Here is a 23,524-nt window from a genome sequence, read left to right as displayed (position 1 = left end):
TTTTTAAGACGGGCCATGCTTTGACTTAGAACGTTTTAAAGGCGCTATTTCTATAAGGAATAGCGCCTTTTTGATCATGCCATAACGAAATTCCTATTCCTTTCTTTTGGTGGTTTGTTAGCCACTTAACACTTAAATTCAAATTTGAATAGTGACAATAGTGAAAATCTAAATGATAATGCTTTCGATTTGATACGCATAAGGATTAATACAATGAGATTGAAGGCAGTTGCGCTAGCATTGGTAATGACCGCATTCGGTGCTAACGCGAAGGTGGTGGAAGTCGAACATATGAAAGGGACGACTCAACTTGAATCAAACCCTGAGCGCGTGGTTGTGATCGGATTAGGGCCACTTGATACTGTCAAAGCGTTTGGTATTGAACCAGTCGCAGTATCAACGGTAAGTATGTTCCCTGATTACTTAGAGCAGTATCGCAAAGGCGATTTTGTTTCAGCGGGTAGTTTGTTTGAACCTGACTTCGAAACGATCTATACGCAAAAACCTGATCTCATTATTGTGGGTCCTCGCGGCGCTGATAAATTTAAGGAACTGTCTGAAATTGCACCAACGATTGTGTATGCCTTAGATTCCAAGAAAGGTTACTGGGAAAGTACACAAGAACAGTGGCGTATGTTGGGTGAAGTCTTTGAAAAGCAAGCGTTCGTTGAGCAGCAAATTACTAAGCTTGATGATGAATTCAAAGCCATTCGTCAATACAACCAAAACAATAAAGTGGATGCATTAACGGTAATGAGTGCGGGTGGAAATGTCACCACATTTGGTCCTAACTCACGTTTTGGTTCCATCTACAAAGATTTTGGTTTCACTGAGACTGTTCAAGAAGTGAAAGATGGTGGTAGCCATGGTGATCTTGTTTCTTACGAGTTTATTCGTGAGAAAAACCCGTCAACGCTACTGATTGTTGATAAAGATATTCTGATCAACAAAGGCAAAGGCAGCACAGTTAAACGCGATTTTGAAAATGATCTTGTTAAAGCAACGAATGCTTATAAGAACAATAAAATGGCGTACTTAGACATCAACGCTTGGTATCTGTCTATTGGCGGTGTACGCGCGACAGAGCAAATGATCGATGATGTTAAGTCTACGATCAGCGTGAATTAATCACTCGGTTTGTATGATTCAAAGAGCCTCGAGCCTTGTGCTTGAGGCTTTTTATTTCAAGAGGTTCGTTTTGAAGAAGTTATCGTGGACACTAGGCATATTAAGCGTCGTGTCTTTGTTTGTTGGAATAGGGCAGTTGAATGTCGTGGAGTTACTCAATGGTAACCGCGATAGCTGGGAACTACTATTTACCAGCCGAGTCCCTCGTTTAGCGGCTGTTCTCCTAGCTGGCGCTGGTCTTAGTATCGCTGGTCTAATTATGCAGCAGATCAGCCAAAATAGATTTGCGTCGCCTTCCACGTCAGGCACAATCGAGTGTGCCATGCTCGGATATGTACTCAGTTTAGTTCTGTTTAATGGGCAACAGCTGTGGCTTATTTTTGCCATCTCTATGTTAGGCACGCTGCTGTTCGTGCAGTTTATCAACCGCATTCAGTTTAAGAACGCTATTTTTGTGCCTTTGGTTGGTATTATTTTCGGCAACGTCGTTGATTCTATGGCGACCTTCATTGCCTACAAATACGATATGGTGCAAAACCTTTCAAGTTGGACGATAGCGAACTTCGCTAACTTGCTCCAAGGTGATTATGAATTGCTCTATATCGCGCTGCCATTTGCGCTATTTAGCTATCTGTATGCCACCAGAATTTCTGCGGTTGGCCTAGGTAAAGACTTTGCCGTCAATCTTGGTTTGAACTACCAGCAAGTTCTTATTATCGGCGTGTTGCTCGTGTCAGTCATGTCGGCTTCGGTTGTGATGATTGTGGGGATGCTGCCATTTCTTGGATTGATCGTCCCTAACTTAGTCAGCCGTTTTTACGGTGACAACTTGAGACGAAATATCCCAATTACCGCGGTTCTAGGCGCACTGATTGTTTTGTGTTGCGACTTAGCAGGCCGTTTGATTATCTTCCCGTATGAAATCCCAATTTCTACCATCATCAGTATTTTAGGTGGCAGTGTGTTTATCTTCTTTATTCTTAAGGGGGAGCGCAGTGCAAGATAGAAACAAATTGCTTGTGCTCACCACATGCGCGCTTCTTTTTAGTGGGTTGTTTATTGCGATCGGCCTTAATGCTGATAATTATCAGTACTTCTTGTCACGCCGTATCCCTAAAGTACTGGCGATTATCATTGCCGGTATAGCGATTGGGCAATCGGCGTTGGCGTTCCAAACGATCACTCATAACCGGATATTAACGCCGAGCATTATGGGGTTTGATGCGCTCTATATGTTCACCAAGGTGTTGACGGTCGTCATATTTGGCGGATTAAGCAGCATCGCCATGAACCCGTACTTTAACTTCGGTGTGTCTATTACCGCTATGCTGGGATTTTCGGTCCTGCTGTTTAGCTTTTACTTCCGAGGCGAGCGACAAAACCTGATGGTACTTTTGCTTCTGGGCGTCATTCTAGGTCAGCTGTTTGGCAGTATTTCCTCATTCTTTGTAATGCTGATGGACCCGAGCGACTTCGCCACCGTTCAGTCAAACATGTTTGCCAGCTTCAACAATATTGACGTGGATTTGGTGTACATGAGCACACCATTGCTGCTTGTGGTGTCGTGGTTGTTGTACCGAAAACACCGCGTGTTAGACGTACTCTGGCTAGACAAAGATAACGCGACCAGCTTGGGCGTTGACGTAAAGAAAATCACACTGCACGTTTTGATGCTGTCAGCGGTGTTGATCTCCATTTCAACGGCGTTGATTGGTCCAATCATGTTTTTCGGTTTGCTGGTTACGAACTTAACGCGAGAGCTGTTTAGTAGCTATCAGCACAAAGTGTTGCTGTTGGGTGTTTCGTCGCTTTCTGTCGCGGCGTTACTGAGCGGTCAATGGGTCGTGGAAAATCTGTTTGGCTTCTCAACCACGCTGAGCGTAGTGATTAACTTCATTGGCGGTCTGTACTTTTTAACCATGTTGCTGCGCAATAAGATTGTTTAGGGTAGATATGATTACATTAAAAAGCCTCAAAAAAGTGTTTGGTCAATCTGCGGTGGTTGATAACGCCAGTGCAGAGTTTGAGAACGGTAAAGTCACTTCTATTATCGGGCCAAACGGTGCGGGCAAGAGCACATTGCTTTCTATGGCTAGCCGACTTGTCAGCAGAGATAGCGGCGAAGTGTATATAGACTGCAAAGAGCTCTCAGAGTGGGACACCAAAGATCTGGCTAAACGCTTAGCGGTGCTAAGACAGGCAAACAGTATTACGATGCGATTTACTGTTCGTGAAATGGTCTCATTTGGTCGCTTCCCTTATTCTCAAGGTAAGTTGACCGAGGAAGATGCCAAGGTCATTGATATGGCCATCGACTACCTCGATCTGACCGACATTCAAGACAAATACCTTGACGAGCTGAGTGGCGGTCAACGTCAACTCTCGTTTATTGCGATGGTGATGGCACAAGATACAGATTATGTATTCTTGGATGAGCCATTAAATAACCTAGACATCAAACACTCGCTACAGATTATGCGTAATGTTGGTCGTCTTGCGCACGAAATGAATAAGGCGGTGGTTGTTGTCATCCATGACATTAATTTTGCTGCGTGTTACTCAGACAAAATCATTGCACTTAAGAAGGGGAAGATAGTTGCTCAGGGTAGCGTTGAAGAGGTGATTCAAGCGGACGTACTAGAACGCATCTACGAAACACCTTTTAATATTATCGAGGTTGATGGCAAGCGTATGTGTACATACTACTAAGCCAAGTCTTCTTCATTTAAGAACTCAAGAGCCCACAGCACACGTTGTGGGTTCTTTTATTTGGTTAAGTCTTCAATAATCGGGCATTGGCTGCCTTCATCGCCAGGGCAGACTGAAACCCAGCTTTTGAGTTGTTTTTCGATCTCTTTCAACTCTCTTATCTTAGCTTCCACTTCTTTGAGCTTTTCTAAGGTCTTGGCTTTCACTTCAGAACTTTTTCGGTGAGGGTTTTGAGCAAGCTCGACAAACTCTTTGCATTCAAGCAGTGAAAACCCCGCGTTTTTGGTGCGAGAAATCATGTTGAGTTCGTGGATGTGCTGCTCGCGATACTCTCGGTAACCGGATTCACTTCGACTAGGTGGCGTGATTAGCCCTTTATCTTCATATAACCTGATGGACTTGCTTGATAGGCCGGTAATTTTCGATATTTCACCAATGTTCATGTCTGATCCTTGATGCGGTTCAACGTCTTACTTACGGTTTTACTACTTTTGTTGGTGGGACGCCAAAGGTTTTTTTAAACGCAATCGTAAAGTTGGCGGGGTGGTTGTAGCCCGCTTCATAGGCGGCTTCCGTGATTGTGCATAATCCTTTTTCAAGGTTCTGCTTTGCGTTTCTTAACCGCCTTTGTCTGATGTAGTTGTTGATCGTGACTCCGGCTTGCTGACGAAACGTTCTCTGCAGATTGGAACGACTCATCGAAAAATGTGAGGCGATAGAGTCAATGGTTAACGTCCCTTTAAGGTGTCTTTCGATATGGTTAAGGACATCTTCTATTCGGTCAGGGCTGATTGAGAAAGATTCATTCGCGGGGGAACGATCACCCAGCAAAGAGGCATGAGGGTAAAGCGCCTCCAGCATTTGTAACGCGAGCGATTCTAACTTGAGTTTGGAGGCAAAGTCTTGCGGTTGCCCGCACTGAATGATAGCTAACGCTAGATCCTTGATTGTTGATGTCAGCGGGATCTTTACATGGCCAAGATGCAGAGCGAAAAACGGACTCGTTGACCCAAGGTTACCTAAGCGCGAAAGCAGCCAGTTAGAATGAAATAAAAGGTTAATTTTGAGCAGGTGATTATCTTTTTCGATACTACGATGAAAACTCGCGGCTTTGGTTAGGTTAACCAATACAGCTTCCGGTTGTTTGTTGCCATCTAGATGAAATTCTAAATCGTCGTAGCCAAAGGTTAATCGACCTTCTAGCACGATGGTGACAATCATGGATGCCGAAGTCGAAGACACCACGTGAGAATCGACAAGCTCCGTACTTAAACCACCATAAACAGCAAAGCTTTTCGGCACTTCATAATTAATGAGCTTCCCTTCAACGATGGGCGTATCGCTGAATCGATTCTGACTCAAGATGATATGTTTATTTTCCTCTGATACGGTTTGCGTCAAAACAATCTTAGGTAAGCTCATTTGTGCAGCGCCACTGTCCATTTGGTAATCCTTCATAACAGTTATGCAATCTCGCATAACTAGAAATGCTTCTCATTAATAAAATTGAAACCTATCATACCTGCGAATTATTATCATTACCAGTTAGGAAGTCAGGCTCATGGGAAGGGTTAACCGTAAACCTCTAAATAAAACAATGATTTGCTGTGCCGTTGGCATTGCCGTTAGTGCACCTGTAATGGCAAATGAAGAGGAAAGCTATTTTGATGAAGTGCTTGTGTGGGGGACAAAAGTGTCCTCAAACACAGACTCGATTGGTGCGCAGGACATGTCGTTGAAACAAGCCGACCACATGTCTGATCTGCTGCGTGATATTCCAGGTGTGGACGTGGGTGGCACTCACTCAGTCAACCAACGTATTAATATCCGTGGCTTAGGCGAAACCGACTTGGACATTCGTCTAGATGGCGCGTCACAGCACGCGAACATGTTTCACCACGTGGGCAACCTGACGCTTAACCCAGACATTCTAAAGTCTGCCGATATTCAAGTGGGTAACAACTCCGTGACCCAAAACGGGCTTGGCGGCTCGGTGTCGTTTGAAACCAAAGACGCAAAAGATCTGCTCCGCTCTGGTGAGGACTTTGGTGCACGTATATTTGGTGGTTACGCATCCAACGCAAACCGACAAGGTTCTTTAACCGTGTATGGTTTATTGTCAGACAACGTAGACGCAATGCTTTATGGCCACTTTGTTCACCGTGATGACTTTGAAGATGGCAATGGCGAAGAGTCGTTTGGTACTGAAGGTGATACATATAACATCTTAGGTAAGTTAGGATTTGAGCCCTCAGAAAACCACCGCTTTGAATTGGCTTACGACATTTACCGTGACAGCGGTGATTACCGTCCACGCCCGGATATGAGCAGCAACGCAAACCAAGGGCTATCTCAAGATATACTGTTGCCGACAGACTATGATCGCGACACAGTCACGCTGAGTTATGAACTGGATACGGACAAGCACAGCGGTAAAGTTGTGGCGTATAGCAGTAAAACAACCATTGACCGTGATGAACGCAACTCAGGTTGGGAGCGTATGGGCCGTGCATCGCAAAACGAAGCCACAAACCATAACCTTGGCGTGAATGTGAAATTCCAATCTGATTACGCTCTGGCAGCTCTGGATAACCAAGTGACTTACGGTGCTGACTACATGGACAAGAACAGTTCAAGTAAATACGGCGGCGTGGAGTACATGGACGAATCTGCAATCTCTACTGCGATGTTTGCCGAGAACAAACTCTACGTTTTAGACAACTGGAATGTGACGGGTGGCCTGCGTTATGACCACTACAAACGCAAAGCAGAAACCAGCACAGACACGTTTGACGACGTGACTTGGTCGCTTGGCACGGAATGGGACATCAACAGTGATTGGACGCTATTCGCGAGTGCGCGCAGCCTGTTCAAAGGTCCAGAACTGTTAGAGAGTTTTGTGAAATTCCAGCAGGCGTCCGTTTTGGCTGACGACATCAAACCTGAAACTGGTTTAAACCGTCAAGGTGGTATTCGCTATAGCTCGCAATTAGGCGATCACTTTGTTGGTGCAAATGTGACTGTATTCCAAACCGATATTGACGATTACATTACTGAAACGGGAAGCGGAACAGGATATACGTTCGAGAATCTGGGTGATGTCGAAATCAAAGGTTTTGAGATCAGCACGTCTTACGGCTATGACTCCCTGAACTCTAAGATTTCTTATTCTCGTTCAGACATCAAAGATAAGACCAATGGCACGCCAGTTATGGGCGCAGGTGGCAGTATGGATATGGGTGATAGCATCGCGCTTACCCTCGACTACACCGTAGACAGCATTGATACCTTGTTTGGCTGGAGCTCAATAGCGGTATTGGAAGAAGACAATGTGCCAGCCGGGAGTGATCCAAAAGAAGCGTACGATGTTCATAACATATACGCGCAGTGGGTGCCTTCAAGCTACGAGAACCTCTCACTAACAGTGGGCGTCGATAACATTTTCGATGAAGCATACGTTTCTCATGCGTCACGCATTGGTACTGCACGTGGCTTTGTCGCGAACGACTACGAGCCTGGTCGAAACTTCAAACTCTCCGCTTCTTATCAATTCTAATAGCACTGCAAATAACAACAAAAGTTGGCTAGAAACACCGCTGCCCGAAAGGGCAGCTTTTTAACATTGATAGGGCGAAAGACCCAACATAATAAACAGGTATTTACATGGAAAAGTACACAGTCATTCAATCTGAGCATGTCAGCAAATATTTAGTGGTGTTATGTCGTCATTTCGCGAGAAAAGTTGAATCGACATGGGACGACGAAAAAGGGGAAGTTCATTTCCCTGTAGGTAAGGCGTATATGGCTACCGATGTAACGAAGAACACATTAACGATTCGCTGCGTCGCTGAAAATGAGCAAAAAGTGAATGGGGTGATTGCAGTGATTGATTCTCACGTTCATATGTTTTCTAGGCGTGAAACGCTGCAACTGACTTGGCACTCCGCTTAACACGCTCTAGAGGAGTAGTTAAAAACGGACCAATCAAAGCTGCTCCATTCAAAAATATTTGAATGGGCAGTTCTCAATCTTGCATGTTCAGCTACAAATCTAAACCTCAAAAGCTATCGAACTATCTACACTTGGCACAGTAAAATACTGTTTTACAAAGCCTGATTGCATATGAGCAAAGCATATCAAGGCCAAGATAATTCGGCCGAGATATTAAATTCCAGCTATGAAATAAATCTTTGATTGTGTTAGATCAACAATTTTTGATTGATTGCGTTAAAAGGCATCAAATAAAGTTGAAAGATTCAAAAAATATTGAATAATGGTACCCATAACGATCGAAGCATAGTGCTTTCGCAACTTGGTCTGAAACAGGATACCCCCTCATGTCTAATTCGTATGTACTGGTGATTAACTCTGGTAGCTCTTCACTAAAATTCGCGGTTATCGATTCTCAATCTGGTGACGCGATTGTATCGGGTCTAGGCGAATGCTTTGGCTTGCCAGAGGCGGTAATCAGTTGGAAGCACGACGGTGAAAAAACAGAAGAAGCCATCACCGCTCCAGACAATCATCATCAGCATGCGATCAATAGAATCGTTAGCCTAATTGAAACATTAGGTTTTACCAATAACCTAGTTGCCGTTGGTCACCGTATCGTGCATGGCGGAGAAAAATTCACTTCTACAGTTCGTATCAACGACGAAGTTTTAGCAGAAATTGAGAACCTGTCGGACTTAGCACCGCTCCACAACCCGGCAGGCGCAAAAGGCATCAAAGCGGCTATAGTTGCTTTCCCAAGCCTTCCTCAGTTTGCTGTTTTCGACACTGCGTTTCACCAAACAATGCCGCAAAAGGCATTTACTGGCGCGATTTCTAACGAACTGTACAAAGAATATGGTATCCGTCGATACGGTTTCCACGGCACTAGTCACTACTTCGTAAGCCGCGAAGCGGCGAAAATGTTGAACAAACCGATCGATGAATCGAGCTTTATCTCGGTACATTTAGGTAACGGCGCTTCAGTTTGTGCTATCAGCAATGGCCAATCAGTAGACACGTCAATGGGTTTCACCCCGTTAGCCGGCTTAATGATGGGCACACGTTCTGGTGACCTTGATCCGGGCATCATCGAGTTCCTACTGAAGAAAGGTTGGAGCCACGAAAAAGTATTTGAAACCCTGAACAAAAAGTCGGGCTTCTTAGGTGTATCCGGTCTGACATCAGACGCACGCGGTATTTTAGAAGCGATGGAAAATGGACACGAAGGAGCGAAGCTAGCCTTTGAAGTGTTCACATATCGTGTTGCTAAGTACATCGGCTCATACCTGATCCCGCTGAACAGCCTAGACGCAGTGATCTTCACCGGTGGTATCGGTGAGAATTCTCTTCCTATTCGTAGCGAAATCTTGAAAAACCTAAAACTACTGGGCTTCGTTGAAGATGTGAAGGGCAACGAAGAGGCACGTTTTGGTAACGCTGGTGTGATTGCGGAATCGGAACTTCTAGGTGCTGTCGCTATGGTAATTCCTACCAACGAAGAATTCGTTATCGCTCAGCAGTCGGTAGAACTGCTGTAATTTACATTAAAATCAAATATTTAAAAGCGAGCTTGGTGCTCGCTTTTTTGATTCTTTTGTTGTACAGACCATCGCTAATCACGCGCATGGTGACACAACCATTATTCACTACATTGATTTTTTCAACTTACTTTCTTCGCTCCCAAGCCAGTAAGGTTTGTGTTGCCTTGTTTGCCTCATTTGATGTGCGTTCTCAAGCTAACAGAGTTGTCTCAGCATGACGAAGGCTGATTAAAGCAAACGTCGATACTGAGCTGACAAGATTAGCGGAATGATTAGGAGAAACCAGATGAACAAACACAACGATACAGTCACCAGCCAGGACTTGCCTGACGCGAGTCGCCGAAATGCAATGAAAATGGCTGGTGCAGGCGCTGTTGCCTTAAGCGTTGGTGCATTTACAGGAGGCCAGGCTGTGGCAAGCGCGAATTTAGAACTGGGTAATAGCTGGGATAAGACTTTCGCTAAAAGCGATAAAGTTGACCATAAAAAAGTTACCTTCAAAAACCGTTACGGAATTACGCTTGCGGCTGACCTTTATCAGCCAAAAAACAGCTCTGGCAAACTCGCGGCAATTGTTCTTAGTGGTCCTTTTGGTGCAGTAAAAGAACAGTCATCTGGTCTTTATGCACAGACAATGGCTGAGCGCGGATTTGTTACGCTGGCGTTTGACCCGTCATACACTGGTGAAAGCGGTGGAGAACCACGTAATGTTGCTTCTCCAGATATCAATACTGAAGATTTCAGTGCTGCAGTCGACTTTATCGGTTTGCAGTCAAATGTTGATCGCGAGCGTATTGGTGTGATCGGTATTTGTGGCTGGGGCGGCATGGCATTAAATGCGGTAGCAATAGACAAGCGTGTTAAAGCGGTTGTTGCCAGCACAATGTATGATATGACTCGTGTTATGTCGAAAGGCTACAACGACAGTGTTACGCTTGAGCAACGCACACAGGGGCTGGAGCAGTTGGGACAACAACGTTGGAAAGACGCAGAAAGTGGTAAACCTGCTTACGGTCCTGTTTCACTTGAGCTGCAAGGCGGTGAACCGCAATTTGTTGTTGAATATGCCGCTTACTATAAAGATCCGCAACGCGGCTTCCATCCGCGAGCTATTAACTCCAATGCTTCATGGACGATTACAACGCCATTGTCGTTTATGAACATGCCAATCTTAACTTACATTGCAGAAATATCGCCGCGTCCGATGCTGCTAATCCATGGTGAGAAGGCACACTCTCGCTACTTCAGTGAAACGGCCTATGAAGCAGCCGCAGAGCCGAAGGAACTGATGATTATTCCTGACGCAACCCATACCGATCTTTATGATCAGATGGATGTGATTCCTTTTGACAAAATGGAAGGTTTCTTTAAAGAACACTTAGCATAAGCAAGAGATTTCATGCGCTTAACAATTGGCTAAGTTCGTTGAAATTTAAAGTACATTTAAGAAAAAAGAGCCGTTCAAGAGAAAGTTGTGAGCGGCTTATACCCATGTTAATAAAACCAATGCCAATCATTGTTGATAACGAACTGATTGGCATTGGTTTTAGTGGGTAGTGGCGACTAATGAAAACAGGTCAGCTCAAATATGACGGAATGATTATATTCGCCATTACTAGTCGTGAATTTTCACACCCAGACAACCGCGAACAAACTCAGGGTTAAAGTGCTTCACTGCTTCACCGACGTATCCTAAATCAAGGCAATTGATTTTATCCATATCTTCACCTGAAAGAGTGAAATCCCAAACATCGAAGTTTTCTTCAATACGTGCTTGTTTGATCGATTTTGGAATCACAGTAACTCCACGTTGTAAGTTCCAACGTAGAATCACCTGAGCGACTGTTTTGCCGTGCGCATTAGCAATACCTGCTAGCATTTCGTCTTCGAAAGGTTTGTGACGGCCGCCGCCAAGTGGTGCCCACGCTTCGGGTTGAACGTTGTATTGTTTCATGGTTTCTAGGGCTGCAGGCTGAGCAAAGTAAGGGTGTAGTTCAACTTGGTTGACCATTGGCTTAATTTTTACCGTCTCACAGAAATTCGCCAACACGTGCGCATAGAAGTTTGATACGCCAATTGCTTTTAACTTTCCTTCCTCATAAGCATCTTCCATCGCACGCCAAGCACTAAAGTAATCGCCCATCGCTTGGTGTAGCAGATACAAATCGAAATACTCTAAACAAGACTTTTCAAGTGAGGCTTCGATACCCGCGTAAGCGGCATCGTAATTTGCCATGTCTTGAACCCACAGTTTTGAGGTGATAAATAGATCTTCACGTGCACAAATACCTTCTGCAATCGCTTCACGTACAGCGTCGCCAACGGCATCTTCATTGCCATAGACGGCCGCAGTATCGATAAGACGGTAGCCAGTACGGATAGCGCTGAGCACTGATTGCTTACATTCCTCTTTATCTGTTACTTGAAAAACACCGAAACCGACCATCGGCATCTCTAGATTATTACTTAAGGTTGTATATTCCATAGTAGAAAATCTCTATAGCGCTGATTCAGATTCACTCTGAGAGGAAAAGAAAAAGCGAGCTTTGATGCTCGCTTTGAAATAGGAATAATGCTTAGAAGCACTCTTCAAGAATGTTCAGAACTTCTTCATTTGTCAGCTTTTTGTAGCCATTGCCGATGATGATGGTTGATTCAGCGATCTTCGGTAGCATCTCTTTCGTCGCACCTAGCTCTTCTAAAGAGGTGACGATACCGCACTCTTTAGTAAATGCTTCTAGCGCATCAATACCTTCAAGCGCGATTTGCTCTTTTGTCTTACCTTCTGTCGATACACCCCATACTTGAGTAGCAAAACGAACAAACTTATCTAAACCAAATTTGTAAATCAGACGGTAATACGGCAGTGAAACTGCTGCTAGACCCATACCGTGAGCACAGTCTGTGTAAGCACCTAATTGGTGCTCAATCATGTGAACCTGCCAATCCTGAGTTTTTGACAAGCCAGTAATCGTGTTCAGTGCCAACGTTGCATTCCACATGATGTTACTACGTGCTTCATAGTCATCTGGTGTTTTCAGTGCAACGCGTAAGTTATCGATTGAAGACTTCAGTAGACTTTCGATAACGTAATCTGTGGTATTTGCACCTTGGTCTGAGAAGTATTGCTCCATAAGGTGAGACATGGTGTCAAATACACCACTTACCATTTGGTATTGAGATACAGTAAATGTGTATTCAGGGTTCAGGATAGAAAACTTAGGGTAAGCAACTGGCGGGAATACACGGCCAGCTTTGTTTTTCGTTTCTTCATGAGTGATCACTGAACCACCGTTCATTTCAGAACCTGTGCCAACCATGGTCAGGATTGAAGCAACTGGAACCACATCATTTTCTAAGTCTTGAAAATCTACCCAGTATTTTTGGAATGGGTCTTGACCTTCACAATGTGCTGATATTGCGATTCCTTTCGCACAGTCAACCACTGAGCCGCCACCAACCGCAAGAATAAGGTCGACATTATGCTCGCGAACAAGCTGAACACCTTCCATCATTTTGTCGTAAGTCGGGTTTGGCATAACACCTGATAGCTCAACAACATTTTTGCCAGCTGCGGACAGGCTCGCTATTACTTTGTCGTAAATGCCATTCGATTTAATTGCGTTACGACCGTAGACAAGCAAAACGGTATCGCCATAGTTTGGCAGTTCATCGTTCAGTTTGGATAGTGAGTCTTTACCAAAGTGGATTGTTGTCGGGTTGTAGTATGAGAAATCTAATTGCATGGTCATCCTTCTAAGGTGTTAGCACTTATGATTTATGGTCGCAAAAACCAGACAGTCACAAGCCGTTTATTTTTCGCTCACAACTTGAATCGCAAACGTGTTTAATATAGGGCGTATTTTAGAAGAGGAAAGGGTTTTCGTGAATGTCGGATCGTCTCCGAGTATTGCCTATTATTCCAATTGTTGAGCTCTAAAAAATAAACCGACAACTCGAATTTTTCTGCTTCTCTTGGCTGATCTATTGCTTGTTCAAAGCAAACTGCAATCCAATGGTAACGATTACACTTTATCCGTGGTTTTTAAATTATTTATCTAAGTTGAATTTTTTGATTCAGTCAGATTGAGACTTGATGAACCCTAATGAATATTAACCTATATAGAATTTAGGCGTCACTCCTCTCTGGAAGGACAAACTATTTCTTTCTTTTAATTTACTGTAAACGTTTACACTAATTTGAGTTTGATCACGGATCTGAATCGGTGTTGGTTGATAGAATTTTAACCAGAGAAGAATCGGGCGTATCGACTTGGTGTGATTAACGCTGGCTCAGTGAGCATCAGGTCCGATACCGAGCAGGAAGTAGCAACAGCGGAGAAGTAAAAGTGAAAGTACTTGTCACAGGTGGTATGGGTTATATCGGCAGTCACACATGCGTTCAGATGATTGAGGCGGGCATGGAGCCCATCATCGTCGATAACTTGTGTAATGCCAAAATAGAAGTGTTAAGCCGTATTGAAGCGCTAACAGGCAAACAACCTGCGTTCTACCAAGGCGACATTCGTGATGAAGCGTTTTTGGATTCGGTATTCGCTGAGCATGATATCCAAGCGGTCATTCATTTTGCAGGTCTGAAAGCGGTAGGCGAGTCAGTCGTCAAGCCATTGGAATATTACGATAACAATGTCAATGGTTCATTGGTGTTGGCCCGCAGCATGCGTAAAGCGGGGGTGAAAAGCATCGTATTCAGTTCCTCTGCAACCGTCTACGGCGATCCAGAAATCGTTCCGATCACAGAAGACTCACCTACAGGTGCAACAACCAACCCTTATGGTCGCAGTAAATACATGGTGGAAGCGTGTTTGAGTGATTTATTCAATGCAGAAACTGATTGGAGTATCACGTTACTGCGCTACTTTAACCCTGTCGGTGCGCATCCATCAGGCAACATGGGCGAAGACCCACAAGGCATTCCAAACAACTTGATGCCGTTTATTGCTCAGGTAGCGGTTGGCCGCCGAGAAAAATTGTCAGTGTTTGGCAACGACTACTCAACACCAGATGGAACGGGGGTGCGTGACTACATCCACGTAATGGACTTGGCTGATGGTCATATTGCAGCATTGAAATCAGTGGGTGATAAAGCGGGTTTGCACATTTACAACCTAGGGACAGGTAAAGGTTCTAGCGTACTTGAAATGGTAGAAGCTTTCGGTGCCGCTTGCGGTAAACCTGTGCCTTATGAGTTGTGCCCGCGTCGTCCGGGTGATATCGCCGAATGTTGGGCGAGCACAGACAAGGCAGAGCGCGAGCTTGGCTGGAAAGCAACACGCAGCGTTGCTGAAATGACTGCCGATACTTGGAATTGGCAATCAAATAACCCACAAGGTTACTAATTTTCATCCGGTGTTGTGCGCCGCAATTGCAAGAATAATCAGTTGAGTAAGTAAAATGTCGAACGTTGAATTTAACCCAGTGGATCATCCACACCGTCGTTACAACCCATTAACGGGTCAATGGATTTTAGTGTCACCACACCGTGCAAAACGTCCTTGGAGTGGCGCAGATGAGAAAGCTGCGATTGATGAGCTACCAAGCTACGATGAGAAGTGTTTCCTGTGCCCGACAAATGAGCGTATCTCTGGCGATGTTAACCCAGATTATGAGGGCACGTACGTGTTCAATAACGATTTTGCTGCGCTGATGGTGGACTCACCAGATGCACCAGAATCAGACAACCCACTATTTAAAACCCAAGGTGTACGCGGTTTGAGCCGAGTGATTTGTTTCTCTCCTGACCACAGCAAAACCTTACCTGAATTACCGGTAGACAAAATCCGTGGCGTGATTGATACGTGGAACGAGCAGATTGAAGAACTAGGTAAAGACTACGTTTGGGTTCAAGCGTTTGAGAATAAGGGTGAAACCATGGGCTGTTCTCAGCCTCACCCACATGGTCAAATCTGGGCGAACAGCTTCTTACCAAACGAGATTGAACGTAAAGAGCAAAACCTAAAAGCTTACTACCAGGAACACGGTAGCAACCTGCTGGTGGATTACGTACAAGCTGAGCTAAAAGATGGCTCCCGTATTGTCGTTGAAACCGAGCATTGGTTGGCGGTTGTCCCTTACTGGGCGGCATGGCCATTCGAAACCATGCTGCTACCTAAAACACACATCCGCCGTATGAGCGAGTTAAGTAATGAGCAGCGTGATGATCTTGCTGTCGCTATCAAAAAGCTGACCAGCCGCTATGACAATCTATTCCAATGTTCTTTCCCTTACTCAATGGGTTGGCACTACGCCCCGTTCTTTGAAGAAGGTACAGATATCGACCATTGGCAGCTTCACGCACTGTTCTACCCGCCACTATTACGTAGCGCGACAGTTCGTAAGTTTATGGTGGGCTACGAAATGCTGGCTGAAAACCAACGCGACTTAACCGCAGAACAAGCGGCACAGCGTCTGCGTGATGTGAGTGATTTGCACTACAAAGAACAGTGATTTAGGAGGTTCTAGGATCCTAGGCCCTAGAACCTGAAAAACAGAAAATCAAATAAGTGGTTCACGATCGCGAATGAGCAAAGGGTTCGGGGATCTAAATACAATTTGAAGCTGAGATTTAACTATGTCTGATTTAATCCAAAATGTGAAAGCGTCTTTTGAGAAAGTGTTGGGCTATGCGCCAAGCCACATTATCCAAGCGCCTGGTCGTGTAAACCTGATTGGTGAACACACCGACTACAATGATGGTTTTGTACTGCCATGTGCGATCAACTATCAAACGGTTGTTGCGGCAGCAAAGCGCGAAGACAACCTAGTACGCGTGGTATCGGTTGATTACGATAACGCCGTTGATGAATTCGATATCACTCAAGAAATCATATTCCAAGAAGACAAAATGTGGGCGAACTATATTCGCGGTGTCGTGAAGTGCCTGCTGGCTCGTGGGTACCAGTTTACTGGTGCTGATATCTCTGTCAGCGGCAATGTCCCTCAAGGTGCGGGGTTGAGCTCATCAGCGGCACTGGAAGTTGTGATTGGTCAGACGTTTAAAGTGTTATTCAATCTAGAAATCAGCCAGGCGGAAATCGCATTAAATGGTCAGCAAGCAGAGAACGAATTTGTTGGTTGTAATTGCGGCATCATGGATCAAATGATTTCGGCAGAAGGTCGAGAAAACCACGCCATGCTATTGGATTGTCGCAGTCTGGAAACACAAGCGGTTTCTATGCCTGAGGACATGGCAGTCGTGATTATCAACTCGAATAAAAAACGTGGTCTGGTGGACAGCGAATACAACACTCGTCGTGAGCAATGTGAAGAAGCGGCGCGAATCTTTGGCGTTAAAGCACTACGCGACGTAACCATTGAGCAGTTCAACGAAAAAATCTCTGAGCTGGATGAAATAGTGGCAAAACGTGCGCGTCATGTGATCACCGAAAACGACCGCACAGTAAAAGCGGCACAAGCGCTGCGTGCACACGATTTGAAGTACATGGGGGAATTGATGGCCCAGTCACATGCATCTATGCGTGATGATTTCGAGATTACAGTTAAAGAAATCGACACCTTAGTTGAGATTGTGAAAGGAGTGATCGGTGAGCAAGGTGGTGTGCGCATGACCGGTGGTGGCTTCGGTGGTTGTATCGTGGCTCTTGTTCGACCTGCATTAGTGGATGAAGTGAAAGCGGCGGTAGAAGCAAAATACCAAGCAGCGACAGGTTTAAAAGAGTCGATTTATGTTTGCAAAGCCCAAGATGGCGCAGGTCTGGCCGAAGTATTGTAAAGGCAAGTGATGAAAGCATATTTTGAACAACTAGAACAAGCGATGATGTAAACGCCATCGTTTGACGGTCAAGCGGCGAACCTACTCCATCTTACTAATGCGAATGGTATGACGGTAACGTTTCTGGATATCGTGTATCAGTTTGAATTTTAGATAGCATTTTTGGTGGGCTCTATGCCCACTTTTTTTGATTCGGAGTCAATTGGATATAGATAATCAACAACGCACAACAGAGTTTCTGCGCACTAATGTTGGGCTGAAAATAATAGTATCATCTTCAACTTTTTCGTCACGTGACCGTGCCAAAGCCAAGCGAGCGGCACGTTCAGCCATCATCTCGATTGGATATCGAACCGTGGTGAGGTGGGGATGAACAAAGCGTGCAATTAAGCCATCATCAAACCCTACCATCGATACCTTATTTGGTACTTCAATACCATTTTGATCTAACGCTGACAAAGCACCCGCTGCCATGTAGTCGTTGTAGGTGACGACGCCAGTAATCTCCAAAGATTTGGTTAACAGATTCGTCATCGCAACTTCACCGCCATCACTGTTTGGCTCACCATACTCGATATAGCTTTTTGATAACTCAATGCCATGTTCTTTTAGTGCATCCAGATAGCCTTGCAGACGTTCATCGGTATCTTCAATATCCTGAGTAGAGGCGATACAAGCAATTTTTCGATGTCCGTGACGAATCAAATATTCCGTTGCTAAGAATGCCCCTTTGCGGTTATCAAGAGAAATACAACGATCGGCCAATTCAGGAATATAGCGATTGATCAGCACCATACCTTTCACCTCTTTGGCGTAACCAATCAGTTCTTCATCAGACAGGCCTTTGGAGTGGATGACGATCGCATCACAACGACTATTGATCAGCAATTCCAGGGCTTGGCGCTCATCTTCAGGATTGTGGTAACCGTTACCAATAAGGATATGTTTGCCATTTTCACGCGCGACGTTATCAACTGATTTGACGAGTGTACCGAAGAATGGGTCGGACACATCGCTGACCAACACACCCATCGTATCTGTACTTTGGCTTACCAGTGCGCGAGCAGCAGCATTTGGTCGGTAACCCAACTTGCTCATCGCTTTGGTCACCGCATCGATTGATGATTGACTTGCTTTGGGTGACTTGTTTATCACGCGGGAAACCGTTGCGACCGAAACACTCGCTTCCTTCGCCACATCCTTGATCGTTGCCATACAGAACCTTTGATGGTGAAAAACTTTAACTGGAAGTATTAAACACTCATTGTGTAACAAGTTCAAATACCTAAAGGTTTTGATTTGTGAAATCTGGTTCTTATCTTCTATATTTTAATGAGTTAGTGGTTTTGGAAGCGTTTACATTGTGGTTCGGTTCCGCAGATGTCAATTTTCCCCAGAATACGCCACTATCTCTAGGAGGAATGAGTGGCACAGGACTTGCGATCAAGAAACAGCCTACTGAAGTCGGTGGTCTCAAGCTAAAAATTATTTATGGGAGAGTAACCTTCTCGACCAGAAACTGGGACTAAAGAACAAAGCATGTAAGATCATTAGATGATTTGTGTTTCTGACCTAAATTGCTGAGGAGTTAAACTTGTATGGCTCTTGAATGCAGCAAAAAAGGAACCTGGGTGCTTAAAGCCACTGTCATTGGCGATATTTTTGATTGGGTTTCGTGTGTTACTCAGTAATACCTTCGCATGGTTAATGCGCATAATAATCAAATACTGCTTTATCGAGACATTCAGCATATTTTTAAACAGTCCCATCGCGTATTTCGGATGCAGTTTTACATGGGCTGCGATGTCGTCGACTTTGATGTCTTTGTTATGGTTTTTAGCAATGTAATCGAGCATGAGCTGCACATTTTTATAACCCGTATCATTTGGATGACGTGAAGAACCGTTACGCAGAAAACTGAACATTTCGACTTTGTAATCGAACGAGCAGAGGCGGCGCAACATTAAACAAACCTCGTCACTGACTATTCCATTTCTCACGCTATTTTCGCTGTGATAGCAGTTAAGCCAACGATTGCTTTCTGAAAGGCTGATAACCCCTTCAGTCTGAGACGTGATCACCCCACCATGCATAACTTGTTGTACAAACTCTTGTGGTAATACCCAACCAAGAAAAGCACTCAAGGGAATGTTGATGATCCCGAGCATAGCATCGTCACTGACTTTACTTACTCTATGCGGCGTCACTGCCCAAAACACAGCCATCTCTCCAGCAGATATTTGGACGTTAGCATTGTTGATCGCGTATTCGAGCGTTCCTTTATGCAATACATTGATTTCTATTTGCTGGTGCCAATGATAGTCCGCCATGTAAAAAGGTTTGCGCTGCTCAAAGCTCAACTCAGTGTCTACATCAATTAAAGGTGCTGAGCGCATATCATTGACTAAATAGCTGATGTTTTCAGACTGAAATACTTCTAAGTTATGCATGTAAATTTGTCCAAATAGCGTTTGATTGGGTGCCATAAAGTAAGCCTTCGAGATAAGACTAGCAGATGGTGCTTATTTGAAATGTGATCTGTATTGGCTTTGTGGTCTTGTTTGTGTAGGGAAGGGGGGAGGTTTTATGCTTGGTGTGGAATATGCTTTTTGGTTTTGCTTTTTATCTAAAGACTCTTAAAAAGTAAGGTTTGGTGATGTGGGTGTTTTTTTCGATTTGATGACAAAAGAAGAGTCGTTTAATTTGATTACAAGTTAATCGTTTGCCACATGTCGAGTAAGATGTAATGAAAGAAAAAAAATTAGTTGAGTTAAGCGGAACGGAGTCCCAACTTATTATTGAGGTTGGTGACTTTGCAGAAATTCTACACTGGGGTAAGAAGATAAGTGGCAGCCTAGAAAACTTTCGCTCCGCTTTGCATCGTCCGGTACCTCATGGACGCTTAGATAAAGACGTAGCCATGACGACGTTACCTGAACTTGGTCGTGGTGTATTCAGCAGCCCGGGTTTAGAAGGCCACCGCAATGGTCAGAACTGGGCACCAGTATTCTTCTTAAAAGATATACAACAAAGTGATACTCAAATCAGTCTCGCAAGTGAAGATGGGCAGGCTGGGCTACAACTGGTAACAGAGATTTGTTTAGATGAATTTGACGTGGTTAAAACACGTCACACGTTAACTAACCTAAAGTCGGGACAATACTTCGTTAATCGATTTGCGAACTCAATGCCGTTACCTGTAAGAGTTAATGAATTGATGACGTTCCACGGCCGTTGGGCAAGAGAATTCCAAACACAACGTCAACCGCTCCTTCACAACGGATATCAGCAAGAGAACCGACGCGGCAGAACTTCCCATGAACATTATCCGGCAATGGTGGCTGGTACGTCTAATTTCGATGAGACACAAGGCGATGTTTGGGGATTCCATTTTGCATGGAGTGGTAACCACCGATTACGCGCCGATGTAAAAACGGATGGTCGTCGTACTATGCAAGCGGAAGTCATTTATTTCCCGGGAGAAGTCGCGCTCGAAAAAGGGGAAAGTATCTCCACGCCATGGTTGTATGCAAGTTACAGTGAAAACGGACTCAACGAGATGAGCCATCACTTCCATTCGCATGTAAGGCAATCGATTATCGCGGAAGACTTTCAGAAGAAGTTACGTCCGGTGCATTTGAATACATGGGAAGGGATCTATTTTGACCATGATCCTGAATACATCATGGAAATGGCCTCGCAAGCAGCAGAAATGGGTGTGGAACGTTTTATCATCGATGACGGGTGGTTCAGAGGTCGCGATGATGACACAGCGGCATTAGGCGATTGGTTCTTGGATGAGCGCAAATACCCGAACGGCTTAGAACCGGTTGTCGATCACGTTAACGCGTTAGGTATGGAATTTGGCTTGTGGTTTGAGCCAGAAATGATCAACAAAGATTCAGATTTATACCGCGAACATCCTGATTGGCTGCTAGCTGTTGATGGTTATGACCAACCGACAGGCAGACATCAACATGTTATTGATTTGCAAAACGATGATGCGTTTAACTTCTTATACGAACGATTGGCTCATTTCTTAAGTACCTACAATATTCGGTACATCAAGTGGGATATGAACCGAGAAATCGTTCAGCCGGCGCATGATGGTGTGGCATCTGGACGCAAACAGACAGAGCGTTACTACCAGCTGGTCGATAAGGTAAGAGCCAAATTCCCTCACGTCAGTATTGAGTCTTGCGCGGGTGGCGGTGGCCGTATTGATTACGAAATTTTGAAACGCACTGACCGTTTCTGGCCTTCGGATAATAACGATGCGTTAGAAAGACAAGGGATCCAACGTGGTATGAGTTACTTCTTTCCGCCTGAAGTGATGGGAAGCCATATTGGATCGGATAAATGCCATTGTACTCGCCGCCGTCATAGCATTGAGTTTCGTGGACTGACAGCACTGTTTGGTCATATGGGAATAGAGCTTGATCCAGTGAAAGAAGATAGTGATGAAAAAGCGAACTTTGCTCGTTATGTCGCTCTGCACAAGCAATTACGTACGTTACTACACACAGGTAAAATGTGGCGAACGCCTACTGACGATAATGCACATCAGGTTTTATCGGTAGTAGCAGAAGATCAATCTGAAGCGGTTGTTATGGTAGCGCAGCTGGATATGCCAACGCACTCGTTGAGTGGCAACCTACGCATACTGGGTTTGGATGATAAAGCGACTTACCGTATTTATGTTTTAGACAAACCAGCCAACTACAACGATATTGTCGTGTTCCAGCCACCTTGGACTGAAGCGGGGTGTGAACTGAGCGGTGAATGGTGCAAAGAGGTGGGTCTAAGCATGCCGCTACTCGATCCTGAAACAGCGATGCTCATCAAAGTTGAGAAGGTAAATTGATTCAGTACGTTAAATAATTAAAAACGGTTGTGGCTATCAATGGTGTGTCATTGATAGCCAAGTCGACCGACGAGCAAAACGGGGTAGTAACATGTCTAATCAAATATCGATAAAAACCAAAGCATCCTACGGACTAGCAGCATTAGGTAAAGATTTCGCCTGTGCACCTATTTATATTTTTTTAATGTTTTACTTTACCGATGTAGCCGGTCTCTCGGCAGGCTTTATCGGCACTATCTTTTTAGCTGCGAGAATTATCGATGCTGTAACAGATCCCATGATGGGGATGATAGTAGACAACACCCGTACTAGATTTGGTAAGTTCCGTCCTTGGATTGTCGTTGGAACACTTTTGAATGCCGTCGTTCTGATTGCTTTATTCCGCACTCATACGTTTGAGGGCACACCCCTTTATATCTATGCCGCAGCGGCTTATATTTTGTGGGGCTTAACATACACAATCATGGATATCCCGTATTGGTCGATGATACCGGCACTATCCAGTTCCCGAGAGGAAAGAGAGAAATTAGTCATTTGGCCGCGTATGTTTGCCAGCCTTGCCTGGTTTCTAACTGGTACTTACGGTCTGACTATTATTGGCAAGTTAGGTAACGGCGATCAGGGTGAAGGTTTTTCCAATCTCGCGATGCTAATAGCCGTGCTGTTTATTATGAGCGCATTCTTAGTCGCAAGAAATGTTAAAGAGAGTGTGACTGTTGATAAAACAACGCAAAGATTTAACTTAAAAGATGTGGGCGATATTTTAAAGTCTAATGACCAACTCAAAGTATTAATCAGTTCAGTATTGACGTTCCAAATTGCCAATATGATATTTGGCGGCTTTGCAATCTACTACTTCACTTATGCTTTGAACAAGGCTGAATTGTTTTCTACTTATATGATGGTGTCAGGGATTGCTGAATTCATCGGTGTCATTACTTTTCCTTATATAGCAAAGTTATTCCCTCGTAAAAACCTATGGCTAATTGCTTGTGGCCTTGCGATTTTATCTTGCGTTTTACTCTATGTAATGCGTGCCTTTGTTCCTGGTAGTGTACTTCTGATAGCCATGGGAGCCGCCGCGAAATCATATGGTGTGGGCATTATAAATGCACTTCAGACCGTAATGTTGGCTGATGTTGTCGATTATGGAGAATATAAGACAGGTCACCGAAGCGAGAGTGTGATCTTCTCAGTACAAACCATGTTGGTTAAGTTTGCAGGTGCAGCTGGTGGGTTTGTTGTAGGTGTTGGCTTGTCATTCGTTGGCTATATCCCCAATGCAGTTCAGAGTAGCGAAACCATTGCAGGTTTGGAGTTCATGATGATTTGGCTACCGATGTTATTAATGATAGCCAGTTTGGTTGTTTACCGTAAATTCTATCGTCTTCATGATGGCTTCGATAAAAATAAAATTGAAACAGCGATGGAGCGATATGGGTTTAAACTACCAATATTACTTAGCAACTAAGAGAATAGGTCTTAATTATCATCCTATTTTAATGATTTAGAGGAGAAGGAAAAAATATTATTATC

Annotated in this window: 19 protein-coding genes and 1 pseudogene; 14 read left to right on the top strand and 6 right to left on the bottom strand. The window is 44.4% G+C overall.

The window, feature by feature from the left end; all coding sequences use genetic code 11:
* Positions 1-213: 213 nt before the first annotated feature.
* The 4 genes from NP165_RS14870 to vctC all read left to right on the top strand — a co-directional run bounded on the left by NP165_RS14870 (position 214) and on the right by vctC (position 3,837).
* Positions 214-1,128 (top strand): siderophore ABC transporter substrate-binding protein, encoded by a 915-nt coding sequence (locus NP165_RS14870; RefSeq protein WP_257086543.1) that lies wholly within the window; start codon positions 214-216, stop codon positions 1,126-1,128.
* A 70-nt stretch (positions 1,129-1,198) separates the two neighbouring features.
* On the top strand, positions 1,199-2,134 hold the full coding sequence (gene vctD, locus NP165_RS14865) for an iron chelate uptake ABC transporter permease subunit VctD (RefSeq protein ID WP_257086542.1): 936 nt from the start codon (positions 1,199-1,201) through the stop codon (positions 2,132-2,134).
* Positions 2,124-3,074, top strand: a complete 951-nt coding sequence (gene vctG / locus NP165_RS14860) for an iron chelate uptake ABC transporter permease subunit VctG (protein ID WP_257086541.1) — start codon at positions 2,124-2,126, stop codon at positions 3,072-3,074. Before vctD ends, vctG begins: the two co-directional genes overlap by 11 nt.
* A 7-nt stretch (positions 3,075-3,081) precedes the next feature.
* Complete coding sequence (gene vctC, locus NP165_RS14855; protein WP_257086540.1) at positions 3,082-3,837, top strand: iron chelate ABC transporter ATP-binding protein VctC; 756 nt, start codon at positions 3,082-3,084, stop codon at positions 3,835-3,837.
* A gap of 56 nt (positions 3,838-3,893) precedes the next feature.
* On the opposite strand, the gene cueR is transcribed toward vctC, so the two are convergent.
* A complete protein-coding gene (cueR, locus tag NP165_RS14850) occupies positions 3,894-4,280 on the bottom strand; it encodes a Cu(I)-responsive transcriptional regulator (protein ID WP_257086539.1) in 387 nt (128 codons plus the stop codon).
* A gap of 31 nt (positions 4,281-4,311) precedes the next feature.
* Positions 4,312-5,280, bottom strand: a complete 969-nt coding sequence (locus NP165_RS14845) for a helix-turn-helix transcriptional regulator (RefSeq protein ID WP_257086538.1) — start codon at positions 5,278-5,280, stop codon at positions 4,312-4,314.
* Between the two features lie 118 nt (positions 5,281-5,398).
* On the opposite strand from NP165_RS14845, the gene NP165_RS14840 reads away from it, so the two are divergent.
* The 4 genes from NP165_RS14840 (at position 5,399) to NP165_RS14825 (ending at position 10,758) form a co-directional block, all read left to right on the top strand.
* A complete protein-coding gene (locus NP165_RS14840) occupies positions 5,399-7,393 on the top strand; it encodes a TonB-dependent siderophore receptor (RefSeq protein WP_257086537.1) in 1,995 nt (664 codons plus the stop codon).
* A gap of 107 nt (positions 7,394-7,500) precedes the next feature.
* A complete protein-coding gene (locus tag NP165_RS14835) occupies positions 7,501-7,788 on the top strand; it encodes a DUF2218 domain-containing protein (RefSeq protein ID WP_257086536.1) in 288 nt (95 codons plus the stop codon).
* Positions 7,789-8,174: 386 nt separating this feature from the next.
* Positions 8,175-9,368: an acetate/propionate family kinase gene (locus NP165_RS14830; RefSeq protein WP_257086535.1), complete on the top strand. Its 1,194-nt coding sequence runs from the start codon at positions 8,175-8,177 to the stop codon at positions 9,366-9,368.
* Positions 9,369-9,657: 289 nt separating this feature from the next.
* Positions 9,658-10,758 (top strand): alpha/beta fold hydrolase, encoded by a 1,101-nt coding sequence (locus NP165_RS14825; protein ID WP_257086534.1) that lies wholly within the window; start codon positions 9,658-9,660, stop codon positions 10,756-10,758.
* A gap of 228 nt (positions 10,759-10,986) precedes the next feature.
* Here NP165_RS14825 and NP165_RS14820 read toward each other — a convergent pair whose 3' ends face one another.
* Positions 10,987-11,856 (bottom strand): aldo/keto reductase, encoded by an 870-nt coding sequence (locus NP165_RS14820; RefSeq protein ID WP_257086533.1) that lies wholly within the window; start codon positions 11,854-11,856, stop codon positions 10,987-10,989.
* A 91-nt stretch (positions 11,857-11,947) separates the two neighbouring features.
* On the bottom strand, positions 11,948-13,117 hold the full coding sequence (locus NP165_RS14815) for an iron-containing alcohol dehydrogenase (protein WP_257086532.1): 1,170 nt from the start codon (positions 13,115-13,117) through the stop codon (positions 11,948-11,950).
* Positions 13,118-13,720: 603 nt separating this feature from the next.
* Between NP165_RS14815 and galE the strand changes: the two genes are divergently transcribed.
* The 4 genes and pseudogenes from galE to galM form a co-directional block, all read left to right on the top strand.
* Positions 13,721-14,731, top strand: a complete 1,011-nt coding sequence (gene galE, locus NP165_RS14810; protein WP_257086531.1) for a UDP-glucose 4-epimerase GalE — start codon at positions 13,721-13,723, stop codon at positions 14,729-14,731.
* A gap of 55 nt (positions 14,732-14,786) precedes the next feature.
* Positions 14,787-15,839 carry a UDP-glucose--hexose-1-phosphate uridylyltransferase gene (locus NP165_RS14805; protein ID WP_257086530.1) on the top strand — a complete coding sequence of 351 codons (1,053 nt, stop codon included), beginning with the start codon at positions 14,787-14,789 and terminating at the stop codon, positions 15,837-15,839.
* 124 nt (positions 15,840-15,963) lie between these two features.
* Positions 15,964-17,124: a galactokinase gene (galK, locus tag NP165_RS14800; RefSeq protein ID WP_257086528.1), complete on the top strand. Its 1,161-nt coding sequence runs from the start codon at positions 15,964-15,966 to the stop codon at positions 17,122-17,124.
* 9 nt (positions 17,125-17,133) lie between these two features.
* Positions 17,134-17,256: pseudogene (gene galM, locus NP165_RS14795) on the top strand (galactose-1-epimerase); the annotation flags it as partial.
* An 84-nt stretch (positions 17,257-17,340) separates the two neighbouring features.
* Here the strand turns inward: galM and NP165_RS14790 are convergent.
* Positions 17,341-18,339, bottom strand: coding sequence for a substrate-binding domain-containing protein (locus NP165_RS14790; protein WP_257086526.1), 999 nt, complete (start codon positions 18,337-18,339; stop codon positions 17,341-17,343).
* A gap of 335 nt (positions 18,340-18,674) precedes the next feature.
* The gene (locus tag NP165_RS14785) at positions 18,675-19,610 is read right to left on the bottom strand and encodes a helix-turn-helix domain-containing protein (protein WP_257086524.1); all 936 of its coding nucleotides are present in this window, start codon (positions 19,608-19,610) and stop codon (positions 18,675-18,677) included.
* Between the two features lie 260 nt (positions 19,611-19,870).
* Between NP165_RS14785 and NP165_RS14780 the strand changes: the two genes are divergently transcribed.
* On the top strand, positions 19,871-21,988 hold the full coding sequence (locus NP165_RS14780) for an alpha-galactosidase (RefSeq protein ID WP_257086523.1): 2,118 nt from the start codon (positions 19,871-19,873) through the stop codon (positions 21,986-21,988).
* Between the two features lie 91 nt (positions 21,989-22,079).
* Complete coding sequence (melB, locus tag NP165_RS14775) at positions 22,080-23,459, top strand: melibiose:sodium transporter MelB (protein WP_257086521.1); 1,380 nt, start codon at positions 22,080-22,082, stop codon at positions 23,457-23,459.
* Positions 23,460-23,524: the final 65 nt, after the last annotated feature.

It is taken from the genome of Vibrio japonicus (assembly GCF_024582835.1).
GTDB lineage: Bacteria > Pseudomonadota > Gammaproteobacteria > Enterobacterales > Vibrionaceae > Vibrio > Vibrio japonicus.
The sequence above is the reverse complement of the archived record's forward strand: the minus strand, read 5'-3'. Positions and strand labels throughout refer to the sequence as shown.

What these genes read in the sequence shown, in the direction of transcription:
- NP165_RS14870 (WP_257086543.1), top strand. Translation starts at nt 214, where the DNA reads ATGAGATTGAAGGCAGTTGCGCTAGCATTGGTAATGACCGCATTCGGT.
- vctC (WP_257086540.1), top strand. Translation starts at nt 3,082, where the DNA reads ATGATTACATTAAAAAGCCTCAAAAAAGTGTTTGGTCAATCTGCGGTG.
- cueR (WP_257086539.1), bottom strand. Translation starts at nt 4,280, where the DNA reads ATGAACATTGGTGAAATATCGAAAATTACCGGCCTATCAAGCAAGTCC.
- NP165_RS14845 (WP_257086538.1), bottom strand. Translation starts at nt 5,280, where the DNA reads ATGGACAGTGGCGCTGCACAAATGAGCTTACCTAAGATTGTTTTGACG.
- NP165_RS14840 (WP_257086537.1), top strand. Translation starts at nt 5,399, where the DNA reads ATGGGAAGGGTTAACCGTAAACCTCTAAATAAAACAATGATTTGCTGT.
- NP165_RS14835 (WP_257086536.1), top strand. Translation starts at nt 7,501, where the DNA reads ATGGAAAAGTACACAGTCATTCAATCTGAGCATGTCAGCAAATATTTA.
- NP165_RS14830 (WP_257086535.1), top strand. Translation starts at nt 8,175, where the DNA reads ATGTCTAATTCGTATGTACTGGTGATTAACTCTGGTAGCTCTTCACTA.
- NP165_RS14825 (WP_257086534.1), top strand. Translation starts at nt 9,658, where the DNA reads ATGAACAAACACAACGATACAGTCACCAGCCAGGACTTGCCTGACGCG.
- NP165_RS14820 (WP_257086533.1), bottom strand. Translation starts at nt 11,856, where the DNA reads ATGGAATATACAACCTTAAGTAATAATCTAGAGATGCCGATGGTCGGT.
- NP165_RS14815 (WP_257086532.1), bottom strand. Translation starts at nt 13,117, where the DNA reads ATGCAATTAGATTTCTCATACTACAACCCGACAACAATCCACTTTGGT.
- NP165_RS14805 (WP_257086530.1), top strand. Translation starts at nt 14,787, where the DNA reads ATGTCGAACGTTGAATTTAACCCAGTGGATCATCCACACCGTCGTTAC.
- galK (WP_257086528.1), top strand. Translation starts at nt 15,964, where the DNA reads ATGTCTGATTTAATCCAAAATGTGAAAGCGTCTTTTGAGAAAGTGTTG.
- NP165_RS14790 (WP_257086526.1), bottom strand. Translation starts at nt 18,339, where the DNA reads ATGGCAACGATCAAGGATGTGGCGAAGGAAGCGAGTGTTTCGGTCGCA.
- NP165_RS14785 (WP_257086524.1), bottom strand. Translation starts at nt 19,610, where the DNA reads ATGGCACCCAATCAAACGCTATTTGGACAAATTTACATGCATAACTTA.
- NP165_RS14780 (WP_257086523.1), top strand. Translation starts at nt 19,871, where the DNA reads ATGAAAGAAAAAAAATTAGTTGAGTTAAGCGGAACGGAGTCCCAACTT.
- melB (WP_257086521.1), top strand. Translation starts at nt 22,080, where the DNA reads ATGTCTAATCAAATATCGATAAAAACCAAAGCATCCTACGGACTAGCA.